The organism is Chryseobacterium formosense, from assembly GCF_900116415.1.
Taxonomy (GTDB): Bacteria; Bacteroidota; Bacteroidia; order Flavobacteriales; family Weeksellaceae; genus Chryseobacterium; species Chryseobacterium formosense.
Window position 1 is genome coordinate 583,202 of the sequence record NZ_FPAP01000003.1, and the last position, 18,331, is coordinate 601,532.

Below are 18,331 nucleotides of genomic sequence, written 5' to 3' on the forward strand. Positions count from 1 at the left end.
AAGCTTTTTCAAATATTACTTTGATTACCCAACAAATATACACTTAATTCTATTATGTGCAAAATAATTTATAAATAAAAGTTGCTTTATTGAAAGAATCAATAAAGCAACTTTTATTTATAGTCATTTTCAGGAGAATTATTATTCGAAAGTTTTGCTGGAATCCTGTAATAAAAAATTCAGATTTTTCATTTCTTCATCTGTGAGATCTCTCCATTTTCCAACGGGTAAATCCAGCTTAATATTCATTATTCTGATGCGTTTCAGCTTCTTTACATCGTATCCGAGATATTCACACATTCTTCTAATCTGTCTGTTCAGACCTTGGGTGAGAACAATACGAAATGTCATGTCATCAATTTTTTCAACTTCACATTTCTTGGTAACAGTATCCAAAATAGGAACACCATTTCTCATTTTCTCTAAAAACTTAGGATTGATGGGCTTATCAACTCTTACCAAGTATTCTTTTTCGTGGTTGTTTCTTGCTCTTAGAATCTTATTTACAATATCTCCGTTGCTTGTCAGCAAGATTAAACCTTCACTGGGTTTATCTAACCTTCCGATCGGGAAAATTCTTTTTGGATGATTGATAAAATCTATAATATTATCTTTTTCTCGTTTGGTATCTGTAGTACAGACAATCCCAACAGGTTTATTAAAAGCGATATAGACAGGTTTTTCTTCAGAATCACGAATAGTTTTCCCGTCAACTTCTATTATATCTTCGTCTGAAACTTTTGTTCCCAGCTCAGGAATTTTACCGTTAATGGTAATTCTGCCCTCTTCCAAGAGTTTGTCGGCTGCTCTTCTTGAGCAATAACCAACTTCTGAAAGATATTTATTGATACGTGTCTTTTCCATTAATCTATTCCTTCTATTGTATAATTCTTATTACTGAAAATGGTAATTCCGTAGCTTAAGCCTATAAAAAAAGGATTATTTCCTCCCAATTTATGACCTTCAAAAAACAAACCACCTTCTTGGCTTAGCCTTTTTGAGTAAGACATCTGAACTCCTAATCTTGCGCCCCAAAATTCAGAATTTGAAACAGCAGAATTATTTAATTGCTTCCCATAATTTAAATCAATATAAAAAGCTTCATCACCGGGAGTGAAAATAACTTTAGGTTGAATCACCCAATACATCAGATGAAAATTATCTTCAGCATACATATACTTCAAACCCGTTCCCAGTGCAAAATTAGGAAGAAAATGATAACCACCAACAGCGGTAATGCCATAAGTAAACTTCCTCACTCTTTCGGGCTGAATGTATTGAGTTGTATTTGGAATTTCAGGCTCCTTTTTTAAATTTAAACCTGCGTTGATAGATGGATTCACATAAAAGCCCATTTTTTCTTTCTTCCCCGTATCAACCTGAGAAAAAGCGGTAATTGAGAGAATAAGAAAGGATAAAATAAATAAATTTTTAATCATAAGATTTCAAATCTGTAGTCGTTATTTAAAAAATCGGACGTTGCACGGTCAACATGGTAGTCTCCGATTTTCGTTCTTCTTAATTGTGTTAAATAGGCTCCAACTCCCAATTCCTGACCGATATCGTGCGCTAAACTTCTGATGTAGGTTCCTTTTGAACAACCAACCATAAAACTTATCAAAGGAAAATTAATTTCAATATCTTTTATATAATGAATGGTCGTTTTTCTGGACTTCATTTCTACTTCTTCTCCTGCTCTTGCTAAATTATAGGCTCTTTCACCGTCAATTTTTATGGCTGAAAAAACAGGTGGTTTTTGTTCAATTTCACCTAAAAATTTGTCTAATGTATTCTTTACATCCTCTTCAGTAACACTTGAAAAATCCTGATGAAGGATTTCCGGTTTTTCGGTATCGTATGATTCGGTCTGAACTCCTATTTTTATTTCCGTCCAATATTCTTTCGGAGCATCCTGAATTTCCGGAATTTTTTTTGTGAATTTCCCGGTACAGACAATCAACAAACCTGTTGCTCTCGGATCTAAAGTTCCGGCATGACCGATTTTAAACTTTTTAGGAAGATTAAATTCACGTTTAAGCTTATATTTCATTTTATTGACCGCCTGAAAAGAAGTCCAATCCAGCGGTTTGTCTAATAAAAATATGTGTCCTGACTGTAATTCTTCTGCGGTCATTGGGATATTTGAAATTTGAGGTTCGAGATTCGAGATTCGAGATTATTGAAGCTGAAGTTAAAGTTTTATTAAAAATTTCTTATTCTGACTTTCTTGCAGCCCGACTTGAGCGGAGCTCTTTTTGCTGTAGCGAAGCGGAGGCAAAAAAGCGGGAGCGGAAGGCGGAAATTGCTGCCCAAATAAACATAAATAATGTGTAATTGGTAATGATTAATGATATTATTTGAAATAATAAAAATAGATCAGCAATGCAACCCCTACAAAAATACGATACCAACCCCAGGGTTTGAAACCATATTTGTTTAGAACACCTATAAATGCTTTAATGGCAATAAGTGCTACAATAAATGCAACAACATTCCCAACGATAAAAATGATGATGTGATCCTGAGATTCAAGAATCATTTCATAACCTTTACTTTCGTTTGGAGTTCCTTTACCCCACGTTTTTACAAAAACGGAATAAACAGTTACCGCCAACATGGTAGGAACCGCCAGAAAGAATGAAAATTCTGCCGCTGCTTTTCTGCTTAAACCTTGTGTCATCCCACCGATTATCGAAGCCGCACTTCTGCTCGTTCCGGGCATCATCGCAAGACACTGCCAAAAACCGATAGTTACTGCTTTTTTAATCGAAATATCTTTCTCGTCATTGATCACAGGATTCTTAAACCATTTATCCGCAAAAAGCAAAACCACCCCACCTAAAACTAAAACGGATGAGATCGCAATCTGATTTCCAAGAACTGCTTCGATCTTATCATCGAAAATATAACCTAAAACCAAAGCCGGGATCACTGCAAAAGCAAGCTTATAGTAAAACTGAAGGTTTTTGAGATCAAAAAATTTTTTCCAGTAGGCAACAACCACCGACAAAATCGCTCCAAACTGTATGGAAACCTGAAACATTTTTAGAAATTCATCCTCTTTCAAGCCCATCAGATTGGCGGTAAAGCCCATGTGAGCGGTCGATGAAATCGGTAAATATTCTGTAAGTCCTTCTACAATGGCAATAATGATTGCTTTGATTAAATCCATTTTATTGAGTTAAAAAAATTAAAAGACTAAAAAATTAAAAGATTCAAATAGGTATTCAAATCTTTTAATTTTTTAATCTTTATTGATAAGAGTATTTTATTTTCTTTTTAAAATTGCGTACACTTCAATGGCGAAACCAATGACAACCAACAATGGAGCAATCCTGATTCTTCTGATCGAGAAAATATCGTCGTTCCACACATTGGGGTCCAGCTTTCCGTCAACTGTATTTGCATCGGGTCCCATCATCAGAAGAAAACCAACAATGATGCAGGCAAGACCGATCAGCATCCATTTAAAATTCTCTTTACCGAAGTAAAAATTACTTTCTTTGGAAACTTCTGTTTCGTTACCATAATCTGATGCCGAAAATTTATTTGTTTTTTTGCTCATTTTTAAGAATAATATAGATCGTCAACGTTGGATCTCAAAAATCTCCAGGTTGCAATAATTGTACTTAATACTGTAATAAAAATACCCACTCCGAAGATTGAAACAACTAGCCAAACATATTGGTTGGTGTCTTGTACAAAAGGAGTCTTTATGGTTGTTGTGAAATAATACCAGATTCCGAAAAGCGCCAAAAGACCGATTACCGCTCCGAGAAGTCCTAAAATAAGTGCTTCTTTGATAAACGGAGTCAAAATGAATCTTCTTTTCGCTCCTACCAACTGCATTGTTTTGATAATGAATCGTTTGGAGAAAACCTTCAAACGAATCGAATTGTTAATCAATACGATAGCAAGAATCAAGAATAAAACACAGAATGCAAGAATCCATTTTAAAATTTTATTCAGGTTATCATAGATTTTTTGTGAATCTGAATCGTTTTTAACATCAACAATTCCCGGAACAGCTTTAATATCTTTCAAGACCGCACCAATTTTTGTAGAATCCGTATATTGAGGTTTCAGAGCAATTTCAACAGAAGCGGGGAAAATATCTTCTTCAAAAAGAGCTTCACTATTGATGCCCAAACTTTTCTTCGCTTCTTCAGAAGCCTGTTTTTTTGAAATATAAGTAGTACGCTTCACCGATTCCATTCCTTTGATCACTTCAACGGCAACGGCTTCCTGTTTCGCTATTTTAGCTGAATCTTTAATATCGTAGTTTTCATCAAAATAAGCATTCACTACAAGCTGCTCTTTCAAATAGTCTGAATATTTTTGTGCATTGATCAAAATAAGCCCCATCAATCCCAACAAAAACAATACTAAAGCGATACTTACTACGACTGTAATATTGCTGGACCGAAGCCTTTTCTTATTAAACTCATCTACAGATTTAGCCATTAATATTAAAATTTTTGGCTAAAATAGAAAAAATCTTCCGAAATTTGGGACGAATTAAAGAAAATCATTGTTAACAAAATCATAAAAAACATTGAGTGTAAAAGCAAAAAAACATCTCGGTCAGCACTTTTTGACCGATGAAAATATCGCAAGGAAAATTGTAGAAGGTCTTAGCTTTGAAAACTACGGAAACGTACTTGAAGTAGGTCCCGGAATGGGTGTTCTTACCAAATATCTGATTGAAAAAGAACAAAAAGTATATCTTGCCGAGATCGATACAGAATCGATCGAATATCTGAAGCAGAATTACGATAAAATTAAAGAAGAAACATTCGTTGGCGATTTTCTGAAGCATGATTTTGCTGATTTGAATGGAGAGCAAATTGCTATTATCGGAAACTTTCCTTATAATATTTCGTCACAGATTCTTTTTAAAATTATCGATCATTACAAACAGATTCCTGAAATGGTGGGAATGTTTCAAAAAGAGGTTGCAGAGAGAACAGCTGCTGTACCAAGAACGAAAGATTACGGAATTTTATCTGTTTTAATTCAGGCTTATTATGATGTAAAATATCTTTTCACAGTTCACGAAAATGTTTTCAATCCGCCTCCAAAAGTAAAATCGGGAGTCATCAGGCTGACAAGAAATCCTAAAGAAGGTCTTGCCGGAAATGAAATCCTTTTTAAACAAATTGTAAAGGCAGGTTTTAACCAGAGAAGAAAAAAACTTTCGAATGCCTTGAAAGTTTTAAACATTCCTGAAGCCTTAAAAGCTCATGAGTTTTTAGACAAAAGAGCAGAAGAGCTGAGCGTGACAGATTTTATTTCGTTCACCCAACTTTGGATAGAAAATCAATAAAAATAAAAAATGCCTTTCATATCGAAAGGCATTTTTTATTTTAATCTTGAGAATTATTCTCTGTTTTTCAACATAATCCAACCAGATCTGCTCATCTGAGTTTTAGACTTGTTGTATTCAAAATTGAATTTGTACCAGTAAGTCGCAGTTGGTAGTCTTTTCCCACCCACAGTACCGTTCCAAACCGGGTTTTCTTTTGTAAACTTAAATACTTCAACGCCATATCTGTCATAGATTGAGCCCGTAAAGTTTTTGAAGCTTCCTAAAGAAGTAAGATCCAATACATCATTCACCCCATCATTATTCGGAGTAATGACATTATTAATTTTTAATGTAAAGAATTCTATAGAATTACTACAGCTTGTCCCTTTGATTCTTACATGCAGCGTATAATTTGTGTTGTCTAATAATCCTGAGAAAACATTAGACTCCTGCCAAACCACACCATCAATTGAATATTCAAGAGTTTGAGGAATATTGTTGATTGTCGGATTATGCGCTGTAACGGTTAATGTCTTGTTATCATCATAACTCATATTAACGAAATAAGGCAAAGCTGCAGCCTGAACTTTCACTTTAAACTCATCCTGACAAACTCCATTATCAATTACTACACTGTAAATTCCCAACTCATCGGCAACAATTGTTTGTGTCTCTGCTCCGGTGTTCCAAAGATACGTATAGTTTGTACCTGCTCCTGCATCTAAAACAATACTGTCACCTATACACATTTCAACATCCAATAAAGGCGAAGTAATGGCAGGAATCACCTCGATTCGTACTTTTGCAGGTTGCAAAGATTTACATCCTTTGGTTCCAACCGCATATACTTCAAAATCTGTAGACTGATACAGTGTAACGGTCTGAGTATTTCCGTTTCCGCCAAAGTTTGGCCATTCGTAAGTAACACCACCAGAAGCGGTAAGTGTAACAGATTCTCCCGCACAAATTCTGAACTGCGAAGCTGTAAGATCAGCTACAGGTGTTTGCTCTTTCAACAAGGTAAGTTCAACCAATTCACTACAAAAGCCACCGTTTGAGACTACAACATACAAAATCTGTCCGTCTGTACCGTTATAATCGTATATATTGGAAATGAAACTACCGTTTTGCGCTAACGCATCTGCCTGATTTTCGTAAAAATGGAATGTTGCAGTCAATGCATCATTACTGATTGCCGGTTTTGTTGCATTTAAATTGAATGTATTAACATCCGGTGTAGCACATAGTAAATAGGTTCCGTTATGAGCTTCAGGCGTTGTTCCGCCATTGATTTTTATGCTCGCAGATCCAGGACAAGGATTTCCAGGAATGCTTACTTCAATTTTATAATCTCCCGGCTGAATTGCTGTAATGGTGTTGGTAGTAGCATTCGGAATCGCAACGCCATTGAAATACCACTGATATACCAAATTAGGACCGCTGGTAGAAGCAGTAATCACCTGTGGCTCATTATCACATACATTGATCTCTGCTGGTAAGACAGCACCAGACGGATCCTGTAAATTTACACCAATATCGAAAGAACCTGCTTCCAGGAAAACCGCTGAATCATAACTTCCGTCTCTTGCATCTGCTATTACCATTTTAATATGATAACTTTGCCCCGGAATTACCGTTGCTTCTGCTGTAAGAGGTATTGTTCTTCCGTAATAGTTTACCTGATTTGGTGGTAAAGAACCAAAGTATTGTGCATTAATAGGTCCACAAGAAAACAAAGGATCCTGAGGTACAATATTGGTGGCAGAAACTGGTCCTGCACCACCCGGTAAAACCGCCAAGTTTGTGTAGGTAGATCCTGCTATATTCGGTTTTAACAATAATGCAAATGCATCATCATAATTTGAACATGGGAATCCTCCGGTATATTCTTCTGAAGCAAATATATAATTAAACTTCATCTGAGTACTTGTAGGTACAAAGTCAAATTCCAAAGTGACAGCATCAAAAAGCTGCTGTGTTGTACCAATTGCCGCAACCAGATCGGGATCAGACATTGTACCCGTACTTCCAAGAAGCACATCACCAATTGCATCATTACCTGCCTGTCTTGCATAACCAGTAGTTAATACAATACCTTCATTAAAAGGGAATCCTGAAGTTGATTTATTAAAGTATCCCCAAAATCTATCGGTGTCTGACACAGGTTGATTGGGTGTAATGGTAACATTCGAAATATTAGGTGTTCCACAAGAACCCGAAGTACCAACCAATACATCAGTAACCAGTTGAGTGGGTGTATAATTACTTTCCGGATAAGGAGGAACATTTACATCTATATAGTCACCTGCTTTTGCATTGATCGGAATGCTTTTTTTGAGGATTGGTCTTTTAGTCTGAGAATACGAGAAATTAAATAAAGTTAATAAAAAGAGTGAGAAAAGCAGTATTTGTCGATTCATAATAAATTTTGTTTCAACAAATTTATGTTTTTTATGCATATTATCTAAATAACTATAATTTTTTAACATAAAAAAATAAAGCTTCTCAATGATGAAAAGCTTTAAAAATTATTATTATCGTTTTTTACTCTCTGTTTTTCAACAATATCCATCCTGATTTCATTTCAAGTTTTTTGCTTGCAGGATTCTCCCATTGTACTCTATACCAGTAACTTGCCGTAGGAAGATTGATTCCTTTTAAAGAACCGTTCCACATTGTGTTGTCTTTACTTGCTTTAAACAATTCCGCACCATATCTGTCGAAAATTGATGCAGCAAAGTTTTTGTAACCACTTATTCCAGAGAAGTCTATAAAATCATTTAAGCCATCATTATTTGGAGTAATAGCATTATTTAAAACAAAAGTAAAATACTGAAGAGAAGTTGCACATTTTGCTCCTTGTGCTCTTACCACCAAATTATAATTCGTGTTTTTGAGTGCATTATAGAATATATTAGAAGCCTGCCAAGTTACTCCACCGTCAATAGAGTATTCTAAAGCTCCTCCTGTTGGATTTGTAGCTGTAATCGTAAGAGAGTTATTACTGTTGTCATAAACCACATTTGTAAATTGCGGCAAATCAGGATTTATGACTTGCGCCGTAAATAATTTTGAACAAGTTCCGTTACTGATCGTTACAGAATATGAGCCCGGAACATTTGTCGTAATTGTCTGTGTCGTTTCACCCGTACTCCAATTATAGGTATAACCCGGACCTGCTCCTGCATCAAGTGTTGCAGGATCTCCTGCGCAAACATTTACATCTGCTAAAGTTGAAGTAATCGCAGGAACGACCTCTATGGTAACTGTTGCCGGGGTCGTAGAAACGCAACCGTTTCCTCCCAAAGCAAATACCTGATAAGTGGTTGTGGTTGTAGGTGTTACTATTTGTGTATTTCCATTTCCTGTAAGACCAACCCAGTTGTAAGTAAAACCGCCCCCTGCCGTTAAGGTCACTGGTTCACCTGCACAAATTTTTATTTTAGAAGCCGATAATGTAGCGGTTGGCGGTCCTACGATCACTGTAATTGTTGCTGGGGTAGCAGAAACGCAACCGTTTGCTCCAACAGCAGTAACCGAATAAACAGTAGTAGTTGCCGGTGATACAACCTGAGTGTTTCCATTTCCAGGTAAGGTTGACCAATTGTAAGTAACTCCACCCGATGCAGTAAGTGTAACCGATTCTCCGGGACAGATTTGCCCAACAGAAGTTGCTAGCGCAGCAACAGGAAGAACTTTATCTTCTACAACCGTAACATTCGCCGTAAAAGTACAGGTAAGATTTCCTGGTTGGGTAATATTAGTTACCGTCAAGGTATAGGTACCGCCTGCATTTACTACAGGATTCAATGTAGTCGCTCCCGAAACAATGTTACCTCCCGTTGTTGTCCATTGTATTGTAGATCCTGTAGGAATTGTTGAAGATGATGCATTCAGTGTAATCTGAGGTACTGTACAAGTTATCGTCTGTGGCGCAGCAATCGTTAAATTAGTTGGCGCTGTCGCTAATAATTGTAGGGTAACTACATAAGAACATCCTCCATTTTTCACAAGAACATAAATTGTCTGATTTCCGGTACTTGGAAAGGTTGTTGGAGCAGCAATTGTACTGGTATTACCTGCATTTGCATCCGCCTGATTTAAATAATAAGCAAAGGTAGCGGAAGGAGCTGTTGTTATCTGAGTTTGAGCTGAAGTAAGATCATAAGTGATATTTCCCGGCTGATAACATTTTAAAAGTGTTGCATTTTGTACCGTGATTGGTTGTGAAACTTCTATCGTGATTGTTGCTGGATTCGTAGAAACACATCCGTTTGCACCAACCGCCGTTACGGTATAGGTAGTCGTTGTAGCCGGAGTTACTGTTTGTGTATTACCTGTTCCTGTAAGTGGTGCCGTCCAATTATAAGTTGCTCCACCTGAAGCAGTAAGTGTAACAGATTCTCCTGCACATATTAATATTTTACTTGCAGCCAAACCAGTTGTCGGAGGTGCACTGTTACCAGCTACGGTAACCGTTGATGCACCGGTACAAACAACGTTTCCTGGCTGAAAAGTATTTGATATTGTTAAAGTATAAGTACCTGCAGCATTTACAACAGGATTCAAAGTATTACCTCCGGAAACAATATTACCTCCGGTTGTAGTCCAAGCAAAAGTTGATCCTGCCGGATAAACAGAAGCAGAAGCATTTAATGTAATCTGTGAATTTGTACAGGTTAATGTCGTTGGTGTAGCAATCGTAGCCGTTATTTGTGGGGCTTTAATCAATTGCAGCTCGGCAACTTTTGAGCAAAAACCATTTTTTACCAATACATAAATTGTTTGCCCTCCTGCACTTGAAAAAGTCGTAGGAGCAGAAATTGTACTTGTATTTCCTGCATTTGCATCTGCCTGATTTACATAGTAAGAAAACGTTGCTCCGGATGTTGTACTGATGGCTGATTCTGCTGCCGTAAGATTAAAATTTACATTTCCAGGACCGTAGCAACTGGTAAGTGTTGCATTCTGAACTGTTGGTGAAGTTCCTCCAACAATTGTAACTGTCGCCGATCCCGGACAAGAATTTCCAGGAATTGTAACCTCAACTTTATAAACACCCGGTTGAGTTGCGGTATAAGAAGCTCCTGTTGCTCCAGGAATAACTCCATTATTTAAATACCATACATATGTTGCATTCGGAATCTGAGTGGACGCGGTTAAAGTTTGAGGTGCGTTATCACAAACATTAATCGATGCCGGTAATTGAACACCACCCGGACCTAAAATCTGCACACCGATATCAAATGAACCCGCTTCTAAAAAAACACCTGAATCATATTGGTGATCCTGAAAATCTGCCAAAACCATTTTAAAATGATAAGACTGTCCCGGAACTACAGTTGCCTGCGCTGTCATCGGAATAGTTCTTCCACTGAAATTCGTTTCTATGCTTGATGTATTGTAACCTCCAAAATAAGAAGCATTCAATGCGCCGCAAATTAAAGAAGAGCCATCAAATTGATTTCCCGGGCGAATATTTTTCACACTTACCACACCTGCACCACCAGGTAATACCGCCAAATTTGTATAAGTGGAACCCGGTGTATTAGGCTTTAATAATAATGCAAAACCATCTGTAAAATTACAAGGGAAATCGCTGAAATATTCCTCCGATGCAAACAGATATCTAAATTTAACTTCAGTCGCTGTAGGAATAAAATCAAACTCTATGTAACTGGCATCTTTTAAAAGATTGGTAGAAATTCCCAGTGCAGCAGCAAGATCCGCATCTCCCTGTACAGAAAGAGGGTCACTTAGTTCTCCTGATATTAATGAGTTACCAGACTTTCTCGCATATCCTGTCGATAAAACAATACCTTTTGCAAAAGGAAAATTGGTAGTACCCTTATTAAAAAAACCCCAGCTTCTGTTTGGATCCCCTGCAGAAAGATTGGGAGAAACTACAACGTTCGATACATTAGCCGTTGAGCAGGTAGAACCACCTGCAATTAAAACATCTTTTACAAGCTGAGTAATACTGTAAGCAGATTCAGGGTAAGTTGCTGTATTTACATCGATAAACGCCCCTGCCTTCATAGATTGACTTGAAGGACTTGGCAGACTTTTATTTTTTATTCTCTGCTGAGAAAAACCTAAGTTGCCAAGAAACATCAAAATCAAAACCGGAAGTAAATTTTGTATTCTGCTATTTAACATTTTTAAACTATTTTCAACAAAAATACTATTTTTTTAATTTAAAATTAAAGCAAAGTTCATTTATATTGGTATTATTACAATCGTACAACCAACATATTTTCAGTTTCTTTTACATCATAACAAAAAAAGACCGAAAAATCGGTCTTTTTAGAATTTATCATTTTAAATATTATTCAAAGTTTTTCAGCAAAATCCAGCCGGTTTTTACCGTAAGTTGCTTACTTGCAGGGTCTTCAAATGTAACCTGATACCAGTAAGAAGCTGTTGGTAATTTTTTGCCCTGGAAATATCCGTCCCAGAAAGGTCTTGTTTTTTCTGCCTTGAAGACTTCTTTTCCATAACGGTCTGAAATTACAGCCTGGAATTTATTGTATTCGCTCACACCACGGAAGTCGATCATATCATTTACATTATCTCCGTTTGGCGTAATCACATTCTGCATTACAAAAGTAAAATATTCAAGGAAGCCTACACAGCTTGTTGTTTTTACTCTTACTCTTATAGAAACAATTTTATTATTTGCAACGTTGTTGAATACATTTGATCCTTGCCAAGTTAATCCTCCATCTATAGAATATTCTAAAATACCATTACTCGGATTAGACGCTGTGATGATTAAAGTACCACTTTGATTATAATTTACATTAATAATTTCCGGTACGATAGCAAGCTTTACTTCTGTAGTATATCTTTTCATACAAACTCCGTTGCTGATGTCTACATAATAAGTTCCAGGAGTTTCAACACTGATCGTCTGAGATGTAGCTCCGTTACTCCAAGTATACGTATAGTTTGGTCCTGCTCCTGCATCTAATATTATTCTGTCTCCTTCACAGATAAGCCCTCCTTTAAGGTTTGAAGTTATCGCCGGAACTACTTCCACGGTTACGATTGCAGGTTGTAATGATTTACATCCTTGCGCTCCGATAGCGTAAACGGTATAAGTTGTGGTCTGAGTTGGAGAAAGTGTACGTACTCCGGTACTGATTGCAGAATCACTCCATTGATAGGTAGCTCCTCCTGTTGCAGTTAAAGTTATAGATTCACCCACACAAATTTTCACTTTTGAAGAGGTAAGCAGAGCAACCGGAGTGGCTTCTTTATGAAGAGTAAGTGTTACAAGTTTACTACAGAATCCGCCGTTCGAAACAACAACATGTAAAACCTGACCATCTGTACCCGGATAGGCTGCTAAACTTGCATCGGAAAGATAATTACTGTTCTGTGCCTGAGCATCAGCCTGATTTACATAAAAACGGAATACAGCTGCTGCTGTTGTACTGATCTGCGGTTTTGCATCATTTAAATTAAAAGCAATAATACTTGGCGTGGTACAAAGTTTCAAAGTAGCATTCTGTGCTGCAGGAGTTGTACCTCCAACTATAGTTACTGTGGCAGATGCGGGGCAGTTATTCCCCGGCACAACAACTTTTACATCATATTTCCCAGGTGTAGTTGCTATATAAGTTGATGATGTAGCACCATTTATTATTGCATCATTTAAATACCATTGATAAGTCGCTCCCGGAACTGCATTTAACTGTGCAACTAAAGTCTGAGGTACATTATCACATATATTTAAAGTTGAAGGCAATACGACACCATTGCCATCTACAAGTTTAATCCCGATATCAAAAGATCCCCCCTCAATAAATACTGCTGAATCAAAGCCGTGATCTCTGTAATCTGATAATACCATTTTAAAATGATATGCCACTCCGGGCGTCACCGTTCCGACAGCAGTTAAAGGAACCGTTCTTCCATCATAATTGGTTACGATATTTGGTGAAGAATTGTAGCCTCCAAAATATTGCTCATTGATTGCAGGACAACCGAAACTACCAGGAATAAGAGGGTGAATATTTGTCATGGCAACCGGTCCGGCATTATTTGGCAATACCGCCAGATTAACATACGGACCACCCGAAACAGGTTTGATCAATAAAGCGAATGCATCGGAGTACTGACAAGGATAAGTTCCCGAATATTCTTCTGAAGCAAAAATATAATTAAATTTCACCTGATTGGAATTCGGTACAAAATCAAATTCCAACATGACGTTATCATTATAATCATCATTAGGATTCGGATTGGGTACTGCTACAAGCAAGTCCGGATCATTGATTCCCGAATTCGGAATCGTATAACTGGCTCCGGAAGCAACGTTTCCTGCTTCTCTGGCTCGGCCTGTTGTCAAAACAATTCCATCAGTAAAAGGAAAGTTTGTCGTACCTTTATGAAAATACCCCCAAAATCGATCTGTACTCGTAACCGGTTGTGCAGGAGTAATTGTCACATTTGATACATCAGGAACAGAGCAGGTAGAACCCCCATTAATGAGAATGTCTTTTACCAATTGCTCTGGAGTATAATTGGAAGGAGCATACCCTGCTGCATTTACATCTATAAATACTCCGGCTTTTTTGTTGATTTCGTTGACTACATTTTTAGGTGGTTTTCTTTGAGCAAAAATTGAAGTAGAAACAAATAATAGTACTGAAAGAAAAAGATAATTTTTTAGTCTATATTTTAACATTTTGTAATTGTTTGTTCAAAATTACCATTTTTTAATGATTTAAAACACACCTTTACAGACATTATTGGCAGTAATATTGTAATTTGCTTAAATTCTAATGAAATTTTAATTTAAATTTAATTTCGATACATAAAAAAGACTTTTAAAAGGTAAATTTTTAGATAATTTTTTTAGGAAATTTTTTAATCTTTCTTCATTTCGTCAATTTTATTCTGAAGTTCAGCAATTTTATCTTTTAAAGCTTTGATTTCGTTTTTATTAGAGCTTACATTGCTTTTAAGGATCACATTTTTTGCTCTTTCATTGTGGTCTTCATCGTCTTCATCTTCGTTGATTTCTTCAATGTCTTCCTGAATATCTTCAATATCTTCGCTGATCTCTTCCAGATCCTCAGAAATTTCTTCAATGTCTTCACTGATTTCCTCAATATCTTCCTGAATATCTTCAATATCCTCCTGGATATCTTCAATTTTTTCGTGACTCTTGTTCACCGACATCTGGATGAGAATCGAGAGATAAATAGCTTCCAGAGATAAAACCGTCGTTAAAACAAGCAGCATTTTATCAAAATCAATAATTCCTAAAGCAGGCAATAAAAATGCAGTAATAAAGAATAAGGTATGCAGAATAAGAGATGGAATAGATCCAATCCAGGAAGTGATTCCGTCTGCCAGTTTTTCTAAAAACTCTATTTTCTCGTGCGGTGTTTTCATTATTCTTTATTTAAAATAATTCTTTCGTTACTCCCAATCCAAACAATGCAAAATCATATTTTGCAGGATCTTTTTCATCAAATTTTCTGATGATGAGATCCAATTCTTCCACTGTTTTCCAGTCATTCTGAGTTCGGGAAATCAATCCGAGTTTTCTCGAAATATTTCCGGTGTGAATATCCAAAGGAATCGACAAAAATTTCGGATCAATGTTTTCCCAGATTCCAAAATCTACACCGCGGTTATCTTTTCTGGTCATCCATCTCAAAAACATGATGATTCTTTTTGAAGATGAATTCTTGTAAGGAGAACTTACGTGTTTATGGGTTCTGTGTTTTTCAATTCCTAAAAAATGAGCCCTGAATCTTTCAATCGAATGATAAAAATTGTTTTCATCTTTATGAATTAAAAACAAATCCTCAAGACTTTGATTTTCCTGATAAATTTTGCGAAACTGTTTAATAAAATAAGAAAAATCTTCTCCGTTAAATGTTCTGTGAATGCTTTTATCTTTAATTATATTTAAATCAGATTCAGAATGATTCAAAACAAAATCATACGGAGAGTTTCCCATAATGTCGAGCATTTTCTCAGCCGATTTTATAATTGATTTTCTGTTTCCCCAAGAAATTGTCGCTGCCAAAAAACCTGCAATTTCAATATCCTGCTTCAAAGAAAACCGATGCGGAATCTGAACTGGGTCATCCTGAATAAACTCAGGATTATTGTAAACATCAGCTTTCTCATCGAGAAAATCTTTTAATTCTGAAAAATTCAACTTCATTATTAAACATTTCTTTTATCAAACTATTTTTAATTGAAACATTAAGATTTCGTTAAGTTTAATAGATAATTTAAGAAAAATATCTCCAGATATTTATTAAGCTACTGCTTAACTCCACTTTATCTGCCCCTTAAACATTCTTAAAACTAAAAATCTTAATGTTTAAATATTTTTAATTTCAAAACTAAAATTTCACACATTCCAAAGCTTTAGGAAGATACGTATTCGGGAAAATCTGTCTTGCTTCATCTGTAAATACCGTCAAATCTCCGTAACGGTTTGAAAAATGTCCCAAAATAAGTTTTTTAACTTCCGCTTTTTTAGCAATTGTTGCTGCTTCCAGAGCTGTTGCGTGACCTGTATAATCTGCCATTTCTTTTAAATCGTGTAGAAAAGTCGACTCGTGGTACAAAACGGTCACATTTTTCACAATCGGGATTACAGATTCCAAATATCTTGTATCACTACAGAATGCGTAGGAAACTGAAGGCGCGGGTTCGGTCGTCAGAACTTCATTTTTCAGAACATAGCCGTCACTTAAAACAAAATCTTTCCCGGCTTTTAAATTGTGATAATCGCAGGTTTCAATCTCGTCATATTTTGCCACTTCTTTCATATTGATATGACGGTCTTTTGGTTTTTCCCTGAAAAGATAACCATTACAGTAAATCCTGTGATCGAGCGGAATAGTAAACACCTCTACTCTATTATCCTCATAAATTTTCTCGGAATAATTTTTATCCAGCTCGTGATAAATCACTTCAAAACCACGATGTGTTTCCGTAATCGTAAAAATGGTTTCGAGCATATTTTTAATTCCTTTCGGACCATAAACATGTAATGGATTTTCTCTTCCCAAAAGTCGGAAAGATGCAATCAAACCAGGAAGACCAAAACAGTGATCTCCGTGAAGATGCGAAATAAATATATGATTGATTTTTGAAAATCTTGCTTTTGCTTTTCTCAGCTGAACCTGCGTTCCTTCCCCGCAATCAATCAAAAAACATCTTTCCTCCATTTCCAGAATCTGTGATGTAGGTGATGTATTGACAGTAGGAATTGCCGAATTAAAGCCTAATATCGTTAAATAAGTACTCAAATCAATAGTTTATTAAAGCAAATGTACAACAAAAGGTTGAAGTTGAGAATTTAGGTCGAGGCTGAGGTTTAGGCTAATATTAAAAATTAAAATAAACTAAGCGGCAAGCTCAGCCTTAACCTTAACCTTTCAAAAACTCAAGAAACAGATCCAAAGCCTGTTTTCTGTGGCTGATTTTGTTTTTATCTTCAGGATTCATTTCTGCGAAAGTCATTTCATAACCTTCAGGAAAGAAAATAGGATCATAACCGAAACCTTTGAAACCTTTATTCTCTGTCAGCAAATTCCCATGAACTCTTCCGTCGAAATATTGAGCTCCGTTTTCATCATAATAACAAAGAACGGTAATAAAATAAGCTTTTCTGTTTTCAACACCTTCCATTTCGCTTAAAACTTTTTCGATGTTTTTCGCAAAATCATGGTCTCCTGCATAACGGGCAGAAAAAATCCCGGGTCTTCCATCCAAAGACTCTACAACCAAACCACTGTCATCGCCCAAACTCGGAATTCCTGTTTTTTCGAAACAGTATTTAGCTTTAATTAAAGCATTGGCGTTGAAAGAATCTCCATCTTCAACGATTTCTTCATGAAGATTATAATCGGTAAGGCTTTTTACGACAAATTCGTTTCCTAAAATCTGTTGAATTTCTTCTTTTTTATGCAGATTGTGGGTTGCAACTAATAATTCCATTTTTTTTTAATTATTTTTTTTAAACACAAAAAGCACTAATTTTTTCACTAAAAAACACAATTCCTGCATTGTGAAACTTGTGAAAGCATTCGTGAGATTAGTATTTAGTTAGATTTCAGAATAATACACTTTGTTTTTCCTCATAAACAAATAGTAAAACAAAGAAAATAGCACAATTCCTATAGCCAGAATAGTGTATTCTGAAACTTTAAAAGCTTCGGCAAAGCTTTCTTTTTCTGTATAAAATATTAAAGCCGAAGAGCAAAGATTATTGAATCCATGCAAAAGCATCGGCAGAAGCAAAGATTTTGTTTTATAATAAACTAAACCTAGAACAGCACCCAATAAAGTCGCACCAACAAATTGCCACGGATTTGCATGAATAATACCAAATAAAATACTTGAAAGCAGAATTGCCTTCCAAGGTTCTACTCCTTTATTGATCAAACCTTTCTGAATAATTCCCCTAAAAATAATTTCTTCAAAAATCGGTGCCATAATAACCGCAGTAATGATCATAACAATCGGGTCATCAACAAGATTTGACATTAGATTTTCAAAAAACTCATAATAATCACCAAAAAAAGGTCCGGTTGTCGGAATTTGTGACGTAACAAACTCACCGATAAACATCATCCCCAACATTAATGGAAAAATTAGTAAATAGGTATAAAAATTAGTTGGTGAAAAATTGAAATTGAGCTTTTTACCCGTCTTTGGACGAACCATCAGAAAATCAAAAGCTGCAATCATCAGACAAAAAACAACAGCATTAGAAAGCATTAAAAACCATGGTTTTTGCATAAAATCTACTCTGAAAACAAATTTTGATCCTAATCCCACAAAACCAACTGCAATACTTCCTGCGATATAACCTGCAAAGAGTATTAAACCGCCAATCCAGTCAAAAATATATTTCGGATACCTTGATCGCTCCATAAAGTCTGATTTTTTTTAAGAAACAAAGATAATTTATTTTAGCTCAAAATCTTGAGCAATAAAATATTTTACTCTACGGATGCTTCATTTTGTCAATATGAA

Annotated in this window: 15 protein-coding genes; 1 reads left to right on the forward strand and 14 read right to left on the reverse strand. The window is 35.9% G+C overall.

Going from position 1 to position 18,331, the window contains the following annotated elements:
* Nucleotides 1-141: 141 nt before the first annotated feature.
* From rluF to BM371_RS14095, 6 genes are all read right to left on the reverse strand, one after another.
* A complete protein-coding gene (gene rluF, locus BM371_RS14065; RefSeq protein WP_034678714.1) occupies nt 142-864 on the reverse strand; it encodes a 23S rRNA pseudouridine(2604) synthase RluF in 723 nt (240 codons plus the stop codon).
* Nucleotides 864-1,439 (reverse strand): hypothetical protein, encoded by a 576-nt coding sequence (locus BM371_RS14070; RefSeq protein WP_051882978.1) that lies wholly within the window; start codon nt 1,437-1,439, stop codon nt 864-866. The genes rluF and BM371_RS14070 overlap by 1 nt, the downstream gene beginning before the upstream one ends.
* Entirely contained in the window at nt 1,436-2,134 is a 699-nt protein-coding gene (gene truB / locus BM371_RS14075) for a tRNA pseudouridine(55) synthase TruB (RefSeq protein ID WP_034678716.1), read from the reverse strand. Before truB ends, BM371_RS14070 begins: the two co-directional genes overlap by 4 nt.
* Before the next feature lie 219 nt (nt 2,135-2,353).
* A complete protein-coding gene (locus BM371_RS14085) occupies nt 2,354-3,172 on the reverse strand; it encodes an undecaprenyl-diphosphate phosphatase (protein ID WP_034678719.1) in 819 nt (272 codons plus the stop codon).
* A gap of 96 nt (nt 3,173-3,268) precedes the next feature.
* Nucleotides 3,269-3,565, reverse strand: a complete 297-nt coding sequence (locus tag BM371_RS14090) for a DUF3098 domain-containing protein (protein ID WP_034678721.1) — start codon at nt 3,563-3,565, stop codon at nt 3,269-3,271.
* Between the two features lie 2 nt (nt 3,566-3,567).
* On the reverse strand, nt 3,568-4,464 hold the full coding sequence (locus BM371_RS14095; protein ID WP_034678724.1) for a cell division protein FtsX: 897 nt from the start codon (nt 4,462-4,464) through the stop codon (nt 3,568-3,570).
* Between the two features lie 91 nt (nt 4,465-4,555).
* Between BM371_RS14095 and rsmA the strand changes: the two genes are divergently transcribed.
* A complete protein-coding gene (gene rsmA, locus BM371_RS14100) occupies nt 4,556-5,326 on the forward strand; it encodes a 16S rRNA (adenine(1518)-N(6)/adenine(1519)-N(6))-dimethyltransferase RsmA (protein ID WP_034678725.1) in 771 nt (256 codons plus the stop codon).
* A gap of 53 nt (nt 5,327-5,379) precedes the next feature.
* On the opposite strand, the gene BM371_RS14105 is transcribed toward rsmA, so the two are convergent.
* The 8 genes from BM371_RS14105 to BM371_RS14140 form a co-directional block, all read right to left on the reverse strand.
* Nucleotides 5,380-7,728, reverse strand: a complete 2,349-nt coding sequence (locus BM371_RS14105; protein WP_034678877.1) for a T9SS C-terminal target domain-containing protein — start codon at nt 7,726-7,728, stop codon at nt 5,380-5,382.
* 124 nt (nt 7,729-7,852) lie between these two features.
* Complete coding sequence (locus tag BM371_RS14110; RefSeq protein WP_034678727.1) at nt 7,853-11,467, reverse strand: choice-of-anchor L domain-containing protein; 3,615 nt, start codon at nt 11,465-11,467, stop codon at nt 7,853-7,855.
* Between the two features lie 169 nt (nt 11,468-11,636).
* Complete coding sequence (locus BM371_RS14115) at nt 11,637-14,003, reverse strand: T9SS C-terminal target domain-containing protein (protein ID WP_034678729.1); 2,367 nt, start codon at nt 14,001-14,003, stop codon at nt 11,637-11,639.
* Nucleotides 14,004-14,185: 182 nt separating this feature from the next.
* A complete protein-coding gene (locus BM371_RS14120) occupies nt 14,186-14,716 on the reverse strand; it encodes a DUF1003 domain-containing protein (RefSeq protein WP_034678732.1) in 531 nt (176 codons plus the stop codon).
* 10 nt (nt 14,717-14,726) lie between these two features.
* On the reverse strand, nt 14,727-15,494 hold the full coding sequence (locus BM371_RS14125) for a TIGR02757 family protein (RefSeq protein WP_081874588.1): 768 nt from the start codon (nt 15,492-15,494) through the stop codon (nt 14,727-14,729).
* 190 nt (nt 15,495-15,684) lie between these two features.
* Nucleotides 15,685-16,599 (reverse strand): ribonuclease Z, encoded by a 915-nt coding sequence (locus BM371_RS14130; protein WP_034678736.1) that lies wholly within the window; start codon nt 16,597-16,599, stop codon nt 15,685-15,687.
* A 121-nt stretch (nt 16,600-16,720) separates the two neighbouring features.
* Nucleotides 16,721-17,290 carry an RdgB/HAM1 family non-canonical purine NTP pyrophosphatase gene (gene rdgB, locus BM371_RS14135; protein ID WP_034678737.1) on the reverse strand — a complete coding sequence of 190 codons (570 nt, stop codon included), beginning with the start codon at nt 17,288-17,290 and terminating at the stop codon, nt 16,721-16,723.
* A 108-nt stretch (nt 17,291-17,398) separates the two neighbouring features.
* The gene (locus tag BM371_RS14140; protein WP_034678739.1) at nt 17,399-18,229 is read right to left on the reverse strand and encodes a CPBP family intramembrane glutamic endopeptidase; all 831 of its coding nucleotides are present in this window, start codon (nt 18,227-18,229) and stop codon (nt 17,399-17,401) included.
* Between the last annotated feature and the right edge of the window lie 102 nt (nt 18,230-18,331).

What these genes read in the sequence shown, in the direction of transcription:
- BM371_RS14090 (WP_034678721.1), bottom strand. Translation starts at nt 3,565, where the DNA reads ATGAGCAAAAAAACAAATAAATTTTCGGCATCAGATTATGGTAACGAA.
- rdgB (WP_034678737.1), bottom strand. Translation starts at nt 17,290, where the DNA reads ATGGAATTATTAGTTGCAACCCACAATCTGCATAAAAAAGAAGAAATT.
- BM371_RS14085 (WP_034678719.1), bottom strand. Translation starts at nt 3,172, where the DNA reads ATGGATTTAATCAAAGCAATCATTATTGCCATTGTAGAAGGACTTACA.
- BM371_RS14115 (WP_034678729.1), bottom strand. Translation starts at nt 14,003, where the DNA reads ATGTTAAAATATAGACTAAAAAATTATCTTTTTCTTTCAGTACTATTA.
- BM371_RS14110 (WP_034678727.1), bottom strand. Translation starts at nt 11,467, where the DNA reads ATGTTAAATAGCAGAATACAAAATTTACTTCCGGTTTTGATTTTGATG.
- rluF (WP_034678714.1), bottom strand. Translation starts at nt 864, where the DNA reads ATGGAAAAGACACGTATCAATAAATATCTTTCAGAAGTTGGTTATTGC.
- BM371_RS14070 (WP_051882978.1), bottom strand. Translation starts at nt 1,439, where the DNA reads ATGATTAAAAATTTATTTATTTTATCCTTTCTTATTCTCTCAATTACC.
- truB (WP_034678716.1), bottom strand. Translation starts at nt 2,134, where the DNA reads ATGACCGCAGAAGAATTACAGTCAGGACACATATTTTTATTAGACAAA.
- BM371_RS14105 (WP_034678877.1), bottom strand. Translation starts at nt 7,728, where the DNA reads ATGAATCGACAAATACTGCTTTTCTCACTCTTTTTATTAACTTTATTT.
- BM371_RS14120 (WP_034678732.1), bottom strand. Translation starts at nt 14,716, where the DNA reads ATGAAAACACCGCACGAGAAAATAGAGTTTTTAGAAAAACTGGCAGAC.
- BM371_RS14095 (WP_034678724.1), bottom strand. Translation starts at nt 4,464, where the DNA reads ATGGCTAAATCTGTAGATGAGTTTAATAAGAAAAGGCTTCGGTCCAGC.
- BM371_RS14140 (WP_034678739.1), bottom strand. Translation starts at nt 18,229, where the DNA reads ATGGAGCGATCAAGGTATCCGAAATATATTTTTGACTGGATTGGCGGT.